Annotated in this window: 18 protein-coding genes; 5 read left to right on the top strand and 13 right to left on the bottom strand. The window is 66.9% G+C overall.

Annotated features, from left to right (window positions below):
* The first annotated feature begins 235 nt into the window (after window positions 1–235).
* Window positions 236–541: a hypothetical protein gene (locus tag BHE75_RS13880; protein WP_015457369.1), complete on the top strand. Its 306-nt coding sequence runs from the start codon at window positions 236–238 to the stop codon at window positions 539–541.
* A gap of 52 nt (window positions 542–593) precedes the next feature.
* On the opposite strand, the gene BHE75_RS13875 is transcribed toward BHE75_RS13880, so the two are convergent.
* Together BHE75_RS13875 and BHE75_RS13870 are read right to left on the bottom strand one after the other, a co-directional pair.
* Complete coding sequence (locus tag BHE75_RS13875) at window positions 594–1691, bottom strand: IS630 family transposase (RefSeq protein ID WP_070934244.1); 1098 nt, start codon at window positions 1689–1691, stop codon at window positions 594–596.
* 107 nt (window positions 1692–1798) lie between these two features.
* A complete protein-coding gene (locus BHE75_RS13870) occupies window positions 1799–3040 on the bottom strand; it encodes an MFS transporter (RefSeq protein ID WP_236626842.1) in 1242 nt (413 codons plus the stop codon).
* 96 nt (window positions 3041–3136) lie between these two features.
* Between BHE75_RS13870 and BHE75_RS13865 the strand changes: the two genes are divergently transcribed.
* The gene (locus BHE75_RS13865) at window positions 3137–3901 is read left to right on the top strand and encodes an AraC family transcriptional regulator (protein WP_070934243.1); all 765 of its coding nucleotides are present in this window, start codon (window positions 3137–3139) and stop codon (window positions 3899–3901) included.
* A 51-nt stretch (window positions 3902–3952) separates the two neighbouring features.
* On the opposite strand, the gene ispZ is transcribed toward BHE75_RS13865, so the two are convergent.
* From ispZ to dapF, 4 genes are read right to left on the bottom strand one after another with little or no spacing between them, the layout of a single operon-like run.
* Window positions 3953–4591, bottom strand: a complete 639-nt coding sequence (ispZ, locus tag BHE75_RS13860; RefSeq protein WP_015457366.1) for a septation protein IspZ — start codon at window positions 4589–4591, stop codon at window positions 3953–3955.
* Window positions 4588–5514: a signal recognition particle-docking protein FtsY gene (gene ftsY / locus BHE75_RS13855; protein ID WP_015457365.1), complete on the bottom strand. Its 927-nt coding sequence runs from the start codon at window positions 5512–5514 to the stop codon at window positions 4588–4590. The genes ispZ and ftsY overlap by 4 nt, the downstream gene beginning before the upstream one ends.
* Window positions 5511–6755: a tRNA (N(6)-L-threonylcarbamoyladenosine(37)-C(2))-methylthiotransferase MtaB gene (gene mtaB, locus BHE75_RS13850; RefSeq protein WP_070934242.1), complete on the bottom strand. Its 1245-nt coding sequence runs from the start codon at window positions 6753–6755 to the stop codon at window positions 5511–5513. Before mtaB ends, ftsY begins: the two co-directional genes overlap by 4 nt.
* Window positions 6752–7546 carry a diaminopimelate epimerase gene (gene dapF, locus BHE75_RS13845; RefSeq protein ID WP_015457363.1) on the bottom strand — a complete coding sequence of 265 codons (795 nt, stop codon included), beginning with the start codon at window positions 7544–7546 and terminating at the stop codon, window positions 6752–6754. Before dapF ends, mtaB begins: the two co-directional genes overlap by 4 nt.
* Here dapF and BHE75_RS13840 point away from each other — a divergent pair.
* Window positions 7545–8135 (top strand): DUF924 family protein, encoded by a 591-nt coding sequence (locus tag BHE75_RS13840; protein ID WP_070934241.1) that lies wholly within the window; start codon window positions 7545–7547, stop codon window positions 8133–8135. The two genes, dapF and BHE75_RS13840, sit on opposite strands and share 2 nt — an antisense overlap.
* A 159-nt stretch (window positions 8136–8294) precedes the next feature.
* Here the strand turns inward: BHE75_RS13840 and BHE75_RS13835 are convergent, their stop codons facing one another.
* Together BHE75_RS13835 and BHE75_RS13830 are read right to left on the bottom strand one after the other, a co-directional pair.
* Window positions 8295–9143 carry an alpha/beta fold hydrolase gene (locus BHE75_RS13835; protein ID WP_015457361.1) on the bottom strand — a complete coding sequence of 283 codons (849 nt, stop codon included), beginning with the start codon at window positions 9141–9143 and terminating at the stop codon, window positions 8295–8297.
* Between the two features lie 181 nt (window positions 9144–9324).
* Complete coding sequence (locus tag BHE75_RS13830) at window positions 9325–9786, bottom strand: YbaY family lipoprotein (protein WP_070935894.1); 462 nt, start codon at window positions 9784–9786, stop codon at window positions 9325–9327.
* Window positions 9787–9909: 123 nt separating this feature from the next.
* Here BHE75_RS13830 and BHE75_RS13825 point away from each other — a divergent pair, with 123 nt between their 5' ends.
* Window positions 9910–10908 carry a retroviral-like aspartic protease family protein gene (locus tag BHE75_RS13825; RefSeq protein ID WP_070934240.1) on the top strand — a complete coding sequence of 333 codons (999 nt, stop codon included), beginning with the start codon at window positions 9910–9912 and terminating at the stop codon, window positions 10906–10908.
* A gap of 34 nt (window positions 10909–10942) precedes the next feature.
* Here BHE75_RS13825 and dcd read toward each other — a convergent pair whose 3' ends face one another.
* From dcd to BHE75_RS13800, 5 genes are all read right to left on the bottom strand, one after another.
* Window positions 10943–11497, bottom strand: coding sequence for a dCTP deaminase (dcd, locus tag BHE75_RS13820; protein WP_015457358.1), 555 nt, complete (start codon window positions 11495–11497; stop codon window positions 10943–10945).
* The gene (locus tag BHE75_RS13815) at window positions 11497–11961 is read right to left on the bottom strand and encodes a cytidine deaminase (protein ID WP_191225197.1); all 465 of its coding nucleotides are present in this window, start codon (window positions 11959–11961) and stop codon (window positions 11497–11499) included. The genes dcd and BHE75_RS13815 overlap by 1 nt, the downstream gene beginning before the upstream one ends.
* Before the next feature lie 9 nt (window positions 11962–11970).
* Window positions 11971–12453 carry a UPF0262 family protein gene (locus BHE75_RS13810; protein WP_015457356.1) on the bottom strand — a complete coding sequence of 161 codons (483 nt, stop codon included), beginning with the start codon at window positions 12451–12453 and terminating at the stop codon, window positions 11971–11973.
* 79 nt (window positions 12454–12532) lie between these two features.
* Window positions 12533–13576, bottom strand: coding sequence for an HlyD family secretion protein (locus BHE75_RS13805; protein WP_070934239.1), 1044 nt, complete (start codon window positions 13574–13576; stop codon window positions 12533–12535).
* On the bottom strand, window positions 13573–14061 hold the full coding sequence (locus BHE75_RS13800; protein ID WP_236626840.1) for a MarR family winged helix-turn-helix transcriptional regulator: 489 nt from the start codon (window positions 14059–14061) through the stop codon (window positions 13573–13575). The genes BHE75_RS13805 and BHE75_RS13800 overlap by 4 nt, the downstream gene beginning before the upstream one ends.
* A gap of 116 nt (window positions 14062–14177) precedes the next feature.
* On the opposite strand from BHE75_RS13800, the gene BHE75_RS13795 reads away from it, so the two are divergent.
* Window positions 14178–15689: a replicative DNA helicase gene (locus BHE75_RS13795; RefSeq protein WP_015457353.1), complete on the top strand. Its 1512-nt coding sequence runs from the start codon at window positions 14178–14180 to the stop codon at window positions 15687–15689.
* Window positions 15690–15899 lie beyond the last annotated feature (210 nt).

Here is a 15899-nt window from a genome sequence, read left to right as displayed (position 1 = left end):
CCGGAATGGGCTTTCGCCCATTCGGCGGCGCCGGCCCGCTCCCCCGCCCGGCCACCCATAGATACTGCCGTTGGGTGGCCGGGCGGGGGAGCGGGCCGGTGCCGAACCAAAATGCGCTCTTCCGCGCATTTTCAAATGATTTCAGAGCTTCTGCCTGAACCCATTATAAGCAGGCGATAAATCGCGCGTTCACTCTCCCCGGCCCAGCTTTCGTCCGGGCAAGAGGAGAGTGAACATGCGTATATGGGTGATGATGCTGGCGGCCGCGATCCCGGCCGCCGTGGCGATGGCTCCGGCCTCCGCCGAAGCGCGCGGCTGGAACGATCGCCGCGAGGCGCGTGCCGATTACCGGCGCGACGTGCGCGAGGCCGAACGGGATTACCGCCGCGATCTCCGCCGGGCGGACAGCCGCCGCGACGTGATCGAGGCCCGGCGCGACTACCGCCGCAACCTGGCCGAAGCCCGCCACGATTATTATCGAGACCTTAACCGCGATCGCTATCGCGGCGGCCATGGCTATCGATCCGGCTATCGTCGGTAGGACGCTGAAAAGGGCCGGCAGTTGTGGCTGCCGGCCCTCATGTGCCGCCACGCTAGTCACCTGAATCTGAAGTACGTTTCATTGCTTTCTGGCAGAAGCGCTTGACGGAGGCGAGTATTTCGTCGGCGGATTTGGTCCAGCGGTAAGGCTTCGGGTTTTCGTTGTGCGCCTCGATGAAGGCGAGGATGTCAGCTTCGAGCTCGGCGGCGGATCGATGGACGGCGCGTTGCAACTGCTTGCGCGTGAGTTCGGCGAACCAGCGTTCTACCTGGTTGATCCAGGAGGCCGATGTCGGTGTGAAGTGGACGTGCCAGTGCGGACGGCGCGCCAGCCAGGCCTTGATCCTCGGCGTCTTGTGCGTGGCGTAGTTGTCCATCACGAGGTGCACATCGGGTCCCTCGGGCATCGCGGCGTCGATCTGCTTGAGGAAGTCGAGAAACTCGGTTGCCCGGTGGCGCTTGTAGCATTTGCCGATCACTGCTCCTGTGNCGATGTCGAGCGCTGCGAACAACGAGGTCGTGCCGTTGCGAACATAGGTATGGGTTCGCCGCTCAGGGACGCCCGGTGCCANCGGCAGGACCGGCTGTTCGCGATCGAGCGCCTGGATCTGGGACTTCTCGTCAACACACAGCACCACGGCCCGGTTCGGCGGCGACATGTAGAGGCCGACGATGTCCTGAACCTTGTCGACGAATAGCGGATCCGTGGAAAGCTTGAAGGTCTGGGACCGGTGCGGCTGCAGGCCGAATGCCGTCCATATCCGCCGGATAGTGGTGTGCGAAAGGCCGACTTCGGCGGCCATGGAGCGGATCGACCAGTGGGTGGCGCCCTTGGGCGTGGTGTNCAGCGTGCGCTCGATCACCTGTGCCACCTGGCTATCGGAAACGGTACGCGGGCGGCCGGGCCGGTACTCGTCGGTGAGGCCCTCGATGCGGTCCTTCACGANCCTGCGGCGCCACTTGCCGACCGTATGCTCGTGCACCCCAAGGCGCNCGGNGACCTCCTTGCTTTGCGACCCATCTGCGCACAGCAGGATCATCCGGCACCGATCTGACAACGACCGAGGCACCTTGTGCCGTCGAACCTGTGCCTCAAGAAAAGCGCGCTCCTCGGCGCTCAACACCACCGCATCCGCCTGCCGCCCTGCCATCGCTCATCTCCCCAAATGAATCCGGGTCAATGATACGGATTACAGTTCCGGGTGACTAGCTTGAGCGGTCCGTCAATTCGCACAGGCCTGTTGCGGGCGCCTCCTATTCAGAGGCTCGGCCGATGCTTGTGGGAGCGCGGCAGCAGGATCGTCGCGAGGCCCAGAAGCGGCAGATAGGCGCAGAACTTATACACCCAGACGATGCCGTGGATGTCCGCGAGCTGGCCAAGCCCTGCCGCCCCGATCCCGCTGATCCCGAACATCAGGCCGAACATCAGCCCCGATACCAGCCCGACGCGGCCCGGGACGAGTTCCTGAGCATATACGACGAGCGCGGCGAACGCCGACGACATGATCAGGCCGATCGAGATGGCGAAGAGCGTCGTCCAGAAAAGATTGGCGTGCGGCAGGACCATCGCGAAGGGCGCCACGCCAAGGAAGGATGCCCAGATGACGGCTTTCCGGCCGATGCGATCGCCGACCGGCCCGCCGGCGAAGGTCCCGACCGCGACAGCGGCGAGGAAGCAGAACAGATAGAATTGGGATTCGCGCGCCGTCAGGCCGAACCGTTCGATGAGGTAGAAGGTGAAGTAGTTGGTGAAGGCGCCGATGTAGATGAATTTCGCGAACATCAGGATGCCGATCGCGGCGAGCGCGCGGACGATTTCGGCGCGGCTGTGCGGTGAGGCATGGGATGGGGCGGGCGCGCCGGTCTGCGCGGCGCTGTGCCGCACCCTCCACCGCGTGACGCCGAAGAGCACCCAGATCGCCGCGATGGCGACGAAGGCGAGCCAGCCGACCGCGGTCTGCCCGAACGGCAGGATGATCGCCGACGCGACGATGGGGCCGAGGGCCGAGCCCGTGTTCCCGCCGACCTGGAAGGCCGACTGGGCCGTTCCGAAGCGGCCGCCCGACGCCATCCGGGCGACGCGCGATGCCTCCGGGTGGAAGGTCGCCGATCCGATGCCGATGACGGCGGAGGCGAGGATCAGGGCCGGATAGCTGTCGGCCATCGCCAGCCCGCCGACGCCGACCAGCGTGACGATCATGCCGAGCGGCAGCAGATAGGGCAGCGGGCGCTTGTCGGTATAGAGGCCGACCCACGGCTGGAGCAGCGAGGCCGTGACCTGATAAACAAGCGCGATCCACCCGATCTGGCCGAAGCTCAGCCGATATTTGTCCTTGAGCAGCGGATATATGGCCGGAAGCACCGCCTGGATCAGGTCGTTCAGGAGATGGGCGAACGCAACGGCGCCGACGATCTGCACCACGAGCTTCGGCCCATCCTGACGCGGCATGGCGGGAGGGGGGATGTTGGGGGATGCGGTCAGGCTGGCGGTATCGGTCACGATCAGGTCTTTCGCTTTTCGGGAGGCGCCTCTCTAGCAACGGCATTTCTTTCCCGCTTGGTTGCATGAGCCAATCTTTTTTGCGAGTGGGACATCATGCACTTTCGTCCCGACGAAAATGATCAGGTGGATCGCCCCGTCATCGCGATCGGCCACGACTATCCGGATTCGTTCGAGCTGGCCGAGCATCGCCACCGCCGCAGCCAGTTTCTCTATGCGGCGACCGGCGTGATGGCGGTCAGCACGCCTTCGGGGGCATGGGTGGCGCCGCCCGNGCGCGCGGTCTGGATTCCCGGCGGCACGCCGCATTCGGTCCGCATGGTGGGCGCGGTGCAGACCCGCAGCGTTCTCGTCGAGCGCGGGGAGTGCGCCGCGCGGGGAACCGAATGTCAGGTCGTTGGCGTATCGCCGCTGCTCCGCCAGCTGCTGGGTGCCGCCGCCCATGTGCCGCCTGAATATGACGTCGCCGGCCGCGATGGGCTGGTCATGCGTCTCCTCATGGCGGAAATCGATCGTGCGCCGCTGATCCCGCTGGCGGTTCCCTTTCCGTCGCATCCCGCGCTCGCAAGGCGATGCCATGCCTTCCTCGAGCGGCCGAATGCCGCCGCGACGATCGACGAATGGGCGGATGCCATGGGGATCAACCGCCGCAGCTTCACGCGGCTCTTCCGGCGCGAGACGGGGATGAGCTTCGCCGAATGGCGCCAGCAGGCCTGCCTGTCGGCCGCGCTTCCGAAACTGGCGGCGGGAGAGCCGGTGACGTCGATCGCCTATGATCTCGGCTATGACGGCCCAGGCAATTTTTCGACAATGTTCAAGCGCATGCTCGGAGTTCCGCCGAGCCGCTACCGCCTGTCCTGATATATTCGACGCCGAGGCGCGGCATCCGGAGGGAGGCGCCGCGCCGATAAATCATCCCTGCGGGGGAACGGGCGGCGCCTCGGTCTCCACCGACAGGCCGTTCTTCATCAGCATGGGCAGCTGGGCGATGCCGAACAGGATCGAGACCACCGTCACGCCCCAGGTTTTGATCGTCAGCCACTGATCGAAATCGAACTGCCAGCGCAGCAGCTCGTTCGCCACCGCCATCGCCAGGAAGAACCAGGCCCAGTTGCGCGAAAGCTTGCGCCAGCCCACGTCGCTCAGGCCGTCATAGGCGGCTTCCAGCACATATTTCAGCATCGGCTTGCCCATCAGCAGCCCGCCGAACAGCAGGCCCGCCAGCAGCAGATAGATGATCGTCGGCTTGATCTGGATGAACTTGGGATCGTGGAGGTAGATGGTGAGCCCGCCGAAGCCGACCACCAGGATCGCCGTAAGCCACAGCATCGGCGAGACATGGCCAAGCTTGATCTTGGAGATGAGCAGCGACGCCACGATCGCGACCATGAACACGGCGGTGCCGATGAACACGCCATAGACCTTGTAGGCGAGGAAGAAGATCAGCAGCGGGCCGAAATCCAGCAGCAGGCCGAGGCCGCCGGCATTCTTCCTTTTTCCCGCCTTGTCGTTTGACGTCTTGTCGTTCGGCGTTGCCGTCACGTCGGTCATTCCTTCACACCGGCAATCGCCCGCGCGACTTCGATCGCATCGAACGGCCTCAGGTCATCCATCCCCTCGCCCACGCCGATGGCATGGACGGGAAGCCCGTATTTCTCCGCCGCCGCCACCAGCACGCCGCCGCGCGCGGTGCCGTCCAGCTTGGTCATCACGAGGCCGGTCACGCCGGCCGTATCGCGGAACACCTCGATCTGGTTCAGCGCATTCTGCCCCGTGGTGGCATCCAGCACGAGCACAACGTCGTGCGGCGCCTCCGGGTTCAGCCGGCCCAGCACCCGCCTGATCTTGGAAAGCTCGTCCATCAGGCCGGCCTTGTTCTGCAGGCGGCCCGCCGTATCGACGATCAGCACGTCGATGCCTGTCGCCGTGCCCTGCTTCACCCCTTCATAGACCAGGCTGGCCGCATCGCCGCCTTCCTTGCCGGAAATGATCGGCACGCCCACGCGATCGGCCCAGACCTGCAATTGCCCGATGGCGGCGGCGCGGAAGGTATCGCCCGCCACCAGCATCACCGAATAATCCTGTTCCTTCAGATAATGGGCGAGCTTGGCGATCGTCGTGGTCTTGCCCGATCCGTTGACGCCGATCACCAGGATCACCTGCGGGCGGGGGAAGGCCTCGATCTCCAGCGGCCTGGCCACCGGCGCCAGGATCTTCGCCACCTCCTGCGCGACGATCTCGCGCACCTCCTCCTCGGTCAGGCCCTTGTCGTAGCGGGCATCGCCCAGCCGTTCGCGCACGCGGGCAGCGGTCGCGGGGCCGAGGTCGGATGCGATCAGCGCTTCCTCGATCTCGTCCAGCGTCGCCTTGTCGAGCTGCGCCTTGGTGAACAGGCCGGTCAGGTTCTCGCCCAACCGGTCGGATGTGCGGCGGAAGCCGCCCAATATCTTCTGGTGCCAGGGTGTGTCGGTCATGCGGGTTCCGCGATCAGCGTGTCATGCTCGCGCGCGAGGGCGCGGACGGGAAGGATGGCGCCGGGCTCGGCCGGGTTGGCGAGCTTCATGCGCGCGAAATTCTCGGCATGGCCGGTCCGGCCGTCGCGCTCCACCAGCAGGCGCTGCCGCGTGCCGACCAGGCCTTGCAGCCACCCCGCGCGCCGCCGGTCGGCCGCCTCGCGCAGCCGGGCCGCCCGCGTGCGGATCGTGGCGCGGTCGATCTGGGGCATGCGCGCGGCGGGCGTCCCCTCGCGCGGGGAGAAAGGGAAGATGTGGCCGAACACCACGTCGCAATCGTCGATCAGCGCCAGCGTGTTGGCGGCCATCGCCTCGTCCTCGGTGGGGAAGCCGGCGATCAGGTCCGCGCCGATCGCGATTTCCGGCCGCTTCGCCTTCAGCCGGTCGATGATGGCGATCGCCTGCGCGCGGCTGTGGCGGCGCTTCATCCGCTTCAGGATCATGTCGTCGCCGGCCTGGAGCGAAAGGTGGAGGTGCGGCATGATCCGCGCCTCTCCGGTCAGCAGGTCGAACAGCCGGTCGTCGATCTCCACCGAATCGAGCGAGGATAGCCGCAGCCGCTCCAGCGCGGGCACATGGGCGAGGATGCGCTCCACCAGCATGCCCAGGGTCGGCGCGCCGGGCAGGTCGGGGCCATAGCTGGTGAGGTCGACGCCGGTGAGCACCACCTCGCGATGGCCGGCATCGACCAGTGCCTTCACCCTGTCTATCACCAGCCCGGCGGGCAGGGATCGGCTGTTTCCCCGGCCATAGGGGATGATGCAGAAGGTGCAGCGATGGTCGCAGCCATTCTGCACCTCGACGAAGGCGCGGGCGTGCTCGGCGAAGGCGGCGGCCATGTGCGGGGCGGTCTGCCGCACGGCGAAGATGTCGGAGACGATCGTGTCGCCGCCGGCGGCCGATGGCGCGAAACTCGCGGGGTTCAGCTTGTCCGCATTGCCGACCACGCGGGCGACTTCCGGCATGGCGGCGAAGCTCGCGGGATCGATCTGGGCGGCGCAGCCGGTGACGATGATCCGCGCCTCGGGCCGGGCACGGCTGGCGCGGCGGATGGCCTTGCGGGTCTCGCGCACCGCCTCCGCCGTCACCGCGCAGCTGTTGACGATCACCACATCCTCGCCGTCGCCGGCCAGCGCGCGCATCGCCTCGCTCTCGGCGATGTTCAGCCGGCAGCCGAGGGTGATGAGCTCCGGTCGGCTCAAAGGCTGGCCTCGCCGGTGAAGACGTGGGTGGCCGGCCCGCTCATCAGCAGATGGCCGTCCCCGCTTTCGGCCAGCCGCAGGCTGCCGCCCGGCAGGTCGAGCCGCGCGGACGGCGCCAGCAGATCGAGCAGCCGCCCGGCCGCGAAGGTGGCGCAGGCCCCGGTGCCGCAGGCGCGCGTCAGCCCGGCGCCGCGTTCCCATGTCCGCATCACGAGATGATCGGGCGCGAGGACGTGGGCGATGTTGACGTTGATCCGTTCGGGAAAGACGAGATCATATTCGATGTCCGGCCCCAGCGTCTCCAGCGGCACGGCATGCACGTCCGGCACGAAGAACACGACATGCGGGTTGCCGACATTGACGGCGACGGGATTGGCCAGTTCCCCCCAGGCCAGTGGCAGGGCGCGGGTGTCCATGGCATAAGCGAGCGGGATCGCGTTCCAGTCGAAGCTGGGCTTGCCCATGTCCACGGTCGCGCCATCGCCTTCCAGCGCGGCGTGAAGGATGCCGGCGGCGGTGCGGATCGAAACGTCGCGGCCCACCAGCACGGGCACGCAGCGGGTGGCGTTGCCGCAGGCGGCCACTTCCGACCCGTCGGCGTTCCAGATGCGCATCGAGACATCGGTATCGCTGCCGGGGCCGATCAGGATGATCTGATCGCAGCCGATGCCGGTATGGCGATCGGCGATGGCACGGGCGCGATCCGCATCGATGGCGACGGGATCGGTGCGCGCATCGACGACGACAAAATCATTGCCGAGGCCATGCATCTTGTGGAAGCGAAGGGACATGGCGCGCGATCTAGGGCCGCAGGCGGCGGAAGTCCATAAAGAGGCGATCTGGGAGCAGGCGGATGCCGTGCTCGCCTTCTGGCTGGCGGATACGCCGCCGGACAAGCGTTTCGCCAGGGATGACGCGCTGGATGCAGAGATTGCCGGCCGGTTCGGCGCGCTGATCGATGCGGTGGCGGCCTGCCATGGCGCGGGCTGGCGCGCCCATCCGCGCACGCTGCTGGCGGCGGTGATCCTGCTGGATCAGTTTTCGCGCAACATAAGGCGGGGGAGGGCGGATGCCTTCGCCAACGATCCGCTGGCCCGCGCGCTGACCGGCGAGGCGATCGCCAAGGGCTGGGACAAGGCGATGTCGGACGACGAGCGCCATTTCCTCTATATGCCGCTGATGCATTGCGAGCGGCTGGACGATCAGCTGCGCGGCCTGCCGCTGTTCGACCGGCTGGGCGATAATACCGCTGATTTCGCCCGCCGCCATTGCGCGCAGATCGCCCGCTTCGGCCGTTTTCCCGGCCGCAACGCCGCGCTGGGGCGGACATCGACGCCGGAGGAGGTGGAACTGCTTCGCCAGCCGGGGGCGGGGTTCTGAAGCGGGTTCCGCAGGGTTTGCGAAGCTAACGGATTTCGGATGGCGTGCCGGGCTGCGCCGATCGATGTCGAGCCCACCGCTCCGTGCCCACCCCGGCCCCTCCCCTGGCGGGGAGGGGAAGGTAGCCCCGCGCCTTCGTGCGTGGGCCTTCGTGCGTGGTCAGTCCCGCGTCAGGAAGGCCATCACGACATTTTCGAATTCGGCCTTGCGCTCGATCATCGCCCAATGGCCGCAATTCGGGAAGACATGCAGTTCGGCGTTGGGGATCAGGCGCATCGGCACGAGCGCGCCGTCCAGCGGGTTCACCCGGTCGTCGCGGCCCCAGGCGATCAGCGTCGGCGCCTTGATCTTCGGCAGATAGGCGAAGCCCTGCGCCGCATCCGGGCCGCGGTTGAAGGCCGCGATCGCCTCCAGCGCCTGGCGGGTATACATCTTCTTGCTGGTTTCCATCGTCACCGGATCGGTGGCCGATTTCCAGCGCATCTCCATCAGTTCCTCGGTCAGGATCGACTTGTCGAACACCATCGATTCCAGCCACTGCACCAGCCGTTCGCGCGAGGGCTGCTCCACGAAGTCTACGAGCCGGGTCAGCCCTTCCGCGGGGAAGGTGCTGAGGATCCATACGCCGATGCCGCCGATGGTGACGAAGCGCCGCACGCGATCGGGATAGGCGGCGGCGAACTGCCCGCCGACGATCCCGCCATAGCTGTTGCCGAGGATATGGGCTTTCTCGATTCCCATGCCGTCGAGGAAGCGGCGCACCGCATCCACCGCCGCCGGCACCGGCAGGCCATCCACCGGCGCGCTCTTGCCGTAGCCCGGCAGGTCGAGGATGATGGTGCGGAAACGTTCGGCGAAGAAGGGCAGGTTGCGGCCGAAATTGGCCCAGCCGGTCACGCCCGGCCCCGAACCGTGGAGCAGCAGCAGCACCTCGCCCGAACCCGCTTCATGATAATGGAGCGCGCCGCCCGCATCGTCCAATATCCGGCTGGTTTCGTCAAAGCTCATTGCCGACATGCGCATCCTCCGATCATTGTTGGGGCGCATCTCGCACAAAAATGGGCTTATCGGCAAGCGTTCGCGTTGGGTTTTGCCTTGGGGTTGGCGGCGCGGCGGGGGCGCTCGCATCGGTGTTCGGGGAGGGAGATGACGACGCTTTCCGGGCGCGAGCTGCGGCCATGTTCCGCCGTCAGCCGCCGACCTGCACCAGCGGCAGATCCGCGCGCTCGCCCTCGGCCGGTAGCGGGATAAAGATGTCGGTGATCCACAGCAGCTTGCCGGCGCCGTCCTCGATCCGGCCGTGCACGGCGATGCGATGGCCCGGCAGGATGCGGGCGGAATCATATTGCACCTCATAGGGCAGCGGCACCTGCCGGCCTTCGGTGGGCAGCCGCGCCTCCGCGATCAGCGTGGACGGAGCATCGGCGAGGGAGACGTCCTCGATGCGGACGACCAGCACGGCATCGGGCGGCAGCGCTATGCGCTGGCGATAGATGGCGATCCCTTCCAGCAGCACCAGCCTGCTCGGCTCCACCCTGGCGCCCGCGTGGCCGGGCGCGGTGTTGAACGGAACCGTCATCTGGCACGCCCCGGCGGCGAGCGGCAAGGCCGCCGCCAGCAGGAGGGACCGGACAGGCAGGGCGGATTTCATCCCTCTCTCCTCGAAAACGCGCCAAGTTACGGCGATCATGCCCGTTTTGCGGATGGCCGTCACGCTTCTGTTGCGCATGCCCGCGTGTTATAATCGGCTATTACACCATCGGAGGCCGTGGGGATGCTTCTCGATACCATATTCGCGGGCGTGATCGCCTCGGTCGCGGCCGGTTCGGCGGTGCAGCCGCCCGTGGCGTCGGTGCCGTCCGTCGTCAGCTCGGCGCCTGCCCTGGATTCGCAGGAGGTGCAGACGCTGGTGACGGCGCTCGATACCGCAGAGCGGATGACGGTGGGCGTCTATATCAACGGCAGTGGGCCCTATCATTTCGCGGTCGATACCGGTTCCGATCGCACCGTGGTGGCGCGCAGCCTGTCCGACCGGCTCGATCTGCCCAAGGGCGCTGGCGCCCTGATGCACAGCATGGGCGGCGAGAACCGGATCGGCACGGCGAAGATATCCACCCTCCAGGTCGGCGAGCTGGAAGTGAAGGGGGTGACGGCGCCGGTGCTGGCCGATCAGCATCTCGGCGTGTCGGGCCTGCTGGGCGTCGACGGCCTCGTCAACCAGCGGGTGGAGATGGATTTCATCGCCGGCAACATGAAGATCTACCCCTCGCGCGTGGTGGGGGAGGAGCCGGCCGACCCCGACACGATCGTCGTCAAGGCGCGGCGCAAATATGGCCAGCTGATCCTGGTCGATGCCGATATCGACGGGGAGAAGGTGAGCGTCATCCTCGATTCCGGCGCGCAGGTTTCGATCGGCAACAATGCGCTGCGCCGGAAGCTGGCGAGCAAGGGCAAGCAGGGTTCGGTGCAGGTCGTGACTTTGGTGGATGTCGCCGGCCGTTCGCTGCAGGCGGAGATGGGCCAGCTGCCCAAGATGCGGATCGGCGGCCTGCGCGTGGAGAATCTCTCGATCGCCTGGACGGAGGCTCATCCCTTCAAGATGTTCGGCCTGTCCAACAAGCCGGCGATGCTGCTGGGGATGGACCTGCTTCGTTCGTTCGAGCGGGTGTCGGTGGATTTCGGCAACAAGCGCGTGCGTTTCCTGCCGCGCGAAATGGGCAGGCGCGGCCTTGCCAGCCGCGAAACGGCGGGCGCCGCCGCACCGGCGCTTTAGCGGGACGTCTTGGCGGGGCGGCCGCGCGACCGGCTCAGAGCCGGGGCAGGGTGACGCCGCGCTGGCCCATATATTTGCCGGCGCGGTCGGCATAGCTCGTCTCGCACGGCTCGTTGCCCTGCAGGAACAGGAACTGGCACGCGCCTTCATTGGCATAGACCTTGGCGGGCAGCGGCGTGGTGTTGGAAAATTCCAGCGTCACATGGCCTTCCCAGCCGGGTTCCAGCGGCGTCACGTTCACGATGATGCCGCAGCGGGCGTAGGTCGACTTGCCGAGGCAGATCACCAGCACGTCGCGTGGCACGCGGAAATATTCCACCGTGCGGGCCAGCGCGAAGCTGTTGGGCGGGATGATGCAGCAGTCCGTCTTGCGATCGACGAAGCTGTTGGCGGCGAAATCCTTGGGGTCCACCGTCGCCGAATCGACGTTGGTGAAGATCTTGAACTCGTCCGCCACGCGCGCGTCATAGCCGTAGGAGGACAGGCCGTAGCTGATACAGCCGTCGCGCCGCTGCGCCTCGACGAAGGGTTCGATCATCCCGTCCGCCAGCGCGCGCTCGCGGATCCACTTGTCGGACATGATGGACATCAGCTCAATCCCAGATCGTCGGGCCCGAAGGCGAAGGGCAGGAGTTCGGACAGGAGGTGGCGCTCCACCGCGCCGCCATCGCCCGAAGCGCAATGGATCACGATGTCGCGGCCGCCCATCTGCGCGGCCTCGTTCAATATCTGGCGGCAGCGGCCACAGGGGCGCACCGGATCGGCCCCTGTGAGCCCGCCGGGCGTGATCCGCCCGCCGACGATGCCGATCGCCACCACGTCGCGCAGCCGCCCGGCGACGTTGGCGGCCGCCAGCGCCACCGTTTCCGCGCAGAGCGAGAGGCCATAGCTGGCATTTTCGAAATTGGTGCCGGGGATGATCGCGCCATCCTCCAGCAGCAGCGCCGCGCCCACGCCGAAGCGCGAATAAGGCGCGTGCGCGTTGCGGGCCGCCTCGCGCGCGGCATCGATCAGCACGGCGCCGGCGACGTCGCCCAGGTCCACTTCAGCCACGTTTCGTCCTCAACCCCGGATATGCAGCACGCAGATCAGCGTGAACAGGCGCCGCGCCGTATCGAAATCCACGTCGATCTTCCCCCGCAAACGTTCCATCAGCAGATCCGCCGCCTCGTTGTGGATGCCCCGCCGCGCCATGTCCACCGTCTCGATCTGCTGGGGCGTGGCCTGGCGGATCGCCTGGTAATAACTGTCGCAGATCGCGAAATAATCCTTGATGGGCCGGCGGAACCGCGCAAGCCCCAGGATCAGCGTTTCCAGGAGCTGGCCGTCCGCGCTCGAAATGTCGATCGCCAGCCGCCCTTCCTCCACCCGCAGGCGAATGCGGTAGGGGCCGGCATAGCCTTGCGGATAATCCCGCTGGGGATGGAAATGATTGCCCTCCAGCAGATCGAAGATCGCGATCCGCCGTTCCTGCTCGACATCGGCATTGCGCCAGATGATCGTCTTGTCGTCGAGATCGACGGCGATGATGCGCGGATCGGCCATAGGTGTCCCGCCCGCTGTTATCCGAGCGGCCGGCGAATCGCAAAGGGCGGAGGAGGGGGGAGGCGGGCCTCCCCGCCCCTCAGCTCCGCACGTGGACGGTGACGTCCGCGCTCGATCCCGCCACCAGCGGGCGATCGGGCGTGCAGTCCAGCTTCAGCCGCACGGGCACGCGCTGGGTGACCTTCACCCAATTGCCCGTGGCATTCTGGGCCGGCAGCATCGAGAATTGCGATCCCGTGCCCGATCCGATGCTGGCGACATGGGCGGCGCACGCCTTGCCGTCCATCGCGTCGAAGGCGATCTCCGCCTTCTGGCCGACGCGGACATGGGCGAGCTGGGTTTCCTTGAAATTGGCGTCCACCCAGTAATTGCCGCCCGCAACCAGCGTCGCGCTGGTCAGCGACGCGATCGCCATCGAGCCGGGCTGCAGCTTGTCCACCTGCACGATCACGCCGTCGGCCGGCGCGCGGATCTCGGTGCGGGCGAGGTCCAGCGCGGCCTTGTCGCGCGCGGCGATGGCGGCGGCGATCTGCGGATGCAGGCCGGCGCCGGCGGTGCCCAGCTTGGCGCGGGCGGCATTGGCGTCGGCGGACGCCACCGCGCGCTTCGCCTCGGCCGATGCCAGCGCCGCGCGTGCCGCGTCATAGGCGGCGCGGGTGGTGAAGCCCTTGTCCAGCAGGTCCTTCTGCCGCGCGAAATTCTCCTGGGCGAGCTGCACGTCCGATGCCATCGCCCCGATATCCGCCTCCTTGGAGACGAAGGTGCTCGACATCTCGTTCACCTGGATGCGGGCATTGCCCACGTCCGCCTCCGCCTGGGCCAGCGCGATGCGATAGGGTTCGGGATCGATGCGGAACAGCAGGTCGCCCTTCTTCACCCGCTGATTCTCGCGCACCGCCACCTCGACGATCCGGCCGCCCACCTCCGGCGATATGCTGATGATGTCGGCGCCCACCTGGGCGTTGTCGGTCGAAACGCTCCGCCCGCTCGTCGCCCACAGCCAGCCGCCGCCGGCCAGGATCACGGCCGGAACGGAAAGCATCAGCGGCCACCGCCAGCGCGACCGGGCCTTGCGCGCCACCTCGGCCGCGCCGTCCGCCTTGATCGATGTCATGTCGTTCATGCTACCTGCTTTCGCGCGTCGCCGGGGCGCCCGTCTTTCTCGCGCAGCGCCTCGCGGAGCCGTTCCAGGCTGTCAACCAGCTGGTTTCGCTCATCCTTCGTCAATGTGGCCAGAACCTCGCCTTCCACTTCCTTGCCCAGCGCCTCCAGCCGATCGACGATGGCATGGGCGGCGGGCAGCAGATGGAGCCGCCATACCCGCCGGTCGCGCGGATCGGCGCGGCGTTCGACCAGCCCGGCCTCGGCCAGCCGATCGACCATGCGGCAGAGCGTGATCCGCTCCACCTCCAGCCGGTCGGCCAGTTCGGCCTGGTTCAGCCCTTCGTTGCGGGAGATGTGGAACAAGGCGCGCCATTGCTGGCGCGTCACCCCCAGCCCGCGCGCCCGCGCGTCGAAGCGGTAGCGGAAGGCGCGCGCCGTATCGTGCAGCAGCAATCCGATGCTTTCCGGGACATTGGCCGGCATGTCGGGGCTATTCGTAGTCATGCTTATATTATCCTGCCATGCCATAGGCATTGCAAGGTTGAGGTTCGTCCGCATTTCGCGGGAGGGACTCGCCTTTCCGATTGTCGCGGCGGCCCGCATCGGCGATGATGCGCGCCATGGCCGAACCTGTCCGATTGATGCCCGCGGCTTCCGCGGATGCCGCCGAATTGCCGCGCAACGTGGAGGCGGAAGCCGCCCTCCTCGGCGCGCTGATGATCGATAACCGCCTGTGCGAGGACGTGCAGGTCCGCCTGCGTTCGGATCATTTCTTCGAACCCGTTCATGGCCGCGTCTATGATGCGATCCTCAAGCTGGTCGATCGCAACATGGTCGCCAACCCCGTCACGCTCCGTCCGATGTTCGAAGGGGACGAGGCGATGCGCGAGCTGGGCGGCCCCGGCTATCTCGCGCAATTGACCGGCAGCGGCGCCGCGCTGATCGGCGCGCGCGATTTCGCGACCCAGATCTACGATCTCGCGCTGCTGCGCGAACTGATCGGCGTCGGCCGCAACATGGTGGAAAACGCGCTCGACACCAGCGAGTCGGTCGATCCCAAGAGCCAGATCGAGGCGGCCGAGGTCGCGCTCTACCGCGTGGCGGAGGAAGGCGGCGAGCAGGGCAGCGTCAAGAGCTTCGGCCAGGCCACCAAGCTGGCGGTCGAAAATGCCGAGCGCGCGCTCAATTCGGGCGGCCATGTCTCCGGCATCACCACCGGCCTCGATAGCGTGAACAGCCGGATCGGCGGCCTCCACCGTTCGGACCTCATCATCCTCGCCGGCCGCCCCGGTATGGGCAAGACCTCGCTCGCCACCAACATCGCCTTCAGCGCCGCGATACGCCGCGTGCGCGACCGGGAGGACGGCATCCCCGATGCCAGGTCGGTGGGCGCCGGCGTCGCCTTCTTCAGCCTCGAAATGTCGGCGGACCAGCTCGCCACCCGTATCCTGTCCGAACAGGCGGAGATCAGCTCGCAGAAGCTGCGCATGGGCGACATCAGCCACCAGGATTTCCGCAACCTCGCCCGCGCGGCGGCGGAGCTGGAGAATCTGCCGCTCTATATCGACGACACGCCCGGTCTCACCATCGCGGCGCTGCGCACCCGCGCCCGCCGGCTGAAGCGCCAGCGTGGTATCGACCTGATCGTGGTCGACTATCTCCAGCTCCTCCAGGGCTCCGGCAATTCGCGTGACGGCAACCGCGTGCAGGAAATTTCGGAAATCAGCCGCGGCCTCAAGCAGCTCGCCAAGGAACTGCACGTTCCGGTGATCGCGCTCTCCCAGCTCAGCCGCGCGGTCGAAAGCCGCGAGAACAAGCGGCCGCAGCTTTCGGACCTGCGCGAATCCGGATCGATCGAGCAGGACGCCGATATCGTCTGGTTCGTCTATCGCGAGGAATATTACATCAATTTCGAGAAACCGAAGGAAGCCTCGGTCGATGCCGGCGACGATGCCGGCGCGGTTTCCGCCTTCGATACCTGGCAGAAGCGGATGGCCGATGCCCACGGCCTGGCCGAGCTTGTCATCGCCAAGAACCGCCACGGCGCCACCGCGACGGTGACGCTGAAGTTCGAGAGCAAGTTCACCAAGTTCAGCGACCTGGCCGACGATCGCCTGCGCCCGGAACGGTAGGGGCGGGGTTCGGGTTACTGCGTCCCGGCTTTGGCGGCGCCGGTGGGTGTCCGTGGGGCCGGTGCTGGGGTTCAGATGTGACGGGGGGGGGGCATGACGGCGCGTCCAAAAAACCCGTCACCCCGGACTTGATCCGGGGTCCATCTCTCCACGAACAATGGCGTGGGACCTCGGGCTTCGGCGCCTGCCGCACGGTGGACCCCGGACCAA

The sequence above is a fragment of the Edaphosphingomonas haloaromaticamans genome (genome assembly GCF_001853345.1).
GTDB classification, from domain to species: domain Bacteria; phylum Pseudomonadota; class Alphaproteobacteria; order Sphingomonadales; family Sphingomonadaceae; genus Sphingomonas_E; species Sphingomonas_E fennica.
This window is presented reverse-complemented; position numbering and strand designations above follow the sequence as displayed.

Bases quoted from the DNA above. Each gene is read 5' to 3' on its own strand.
- ispZ (WP_015457366.1), bottom strand. From the start codon at position 4,591: ATGACCGACGTGACGGCAACGCCGAACGACAAGACGTCAAACGACAAG.
- BHE75_RS13800 (WP_236626840.1), bottom strand. From the start codon at position 14,061: ATGACTACGAATAGCCCCGACATGCCGGCCAATGTCCCGGAAAGCATC.
- BHE75_RS13795 (WP_015457353.1), top strand. From the start codon at position 14,178: ATGGCCGAACCTGTCCGATTGATGCCCGCGGCTTCCGCGGATGCCGCC.
- dcd (WP_015457358.1), bottom strand. From the start codon at position 11,497: ATGTCCATCATGTCCGACAAGTGGATCCGCGAGCGCGCGCTGGCGGAC.
- BHE75_RS13840 (WP_070934241.1), top strand. From the start codon at position 7,545: ATGGCGCGCGATCTAGGGCCGCAGGCGGCGGAAGTCCATAAAGAGGCG.
- ftsY (WP_015457365.1), bottom strand. From the start codon at position 5,514: ATGACCGACACACCCTGGCACCAGAAGATATTGGGCGGCTTCCGCCGC.
- BHE75_RS13830 (WP_070935894.1), bottom strand. From the start codon at position 9,786: ATGAAATCCGCCCTGCCTGTCCGGTCCCTCCTGCTGGCGGCGGCCTTG.
- BHE75_RS13835 (WP_015457361.1), bottom strand. From the start codon at position 9,143: ATGAGCTTTGACGAAACCAGCCGGATATTGGACGATGCGGGCGGCGCG.
- BHE75_RS13880 (WP_015457369.1), top strand. From the start codon at position 236: ATGCGTATATGGGTGATGATGCTGGCGGCCGCGATCCCGGCCGCCGTG.
- BHE75_RS13805 (WP_070934239.1), bottom strand. From the start codon at position 13,576: ATGAACGACATGACATCGATCAAGGCGGACGGCGCGGCCGAGGTGGCG.
- BHE75_RS13825 (WP_070934240.1), top strand. From the start codon at position 9,910: ATGCTTCTCGATACCATATTCGCGGGCGTGATCGCCTCGGTCGCGGCC.
- BHE75_RS13810 (WP_015457356.1), bottom strand. From the start codon at position 12,453: ATGGCCGATCCGCGCATCATCGCCGTCGATCTCGACGACAAGACGATC.
- dapF (WP_015457363.1), bottom strand. From the start codon at position 7,546: ATGTCCCTTCGCTTCCACAAGATGCATGGCCTCGGCAATGATTTTGTC.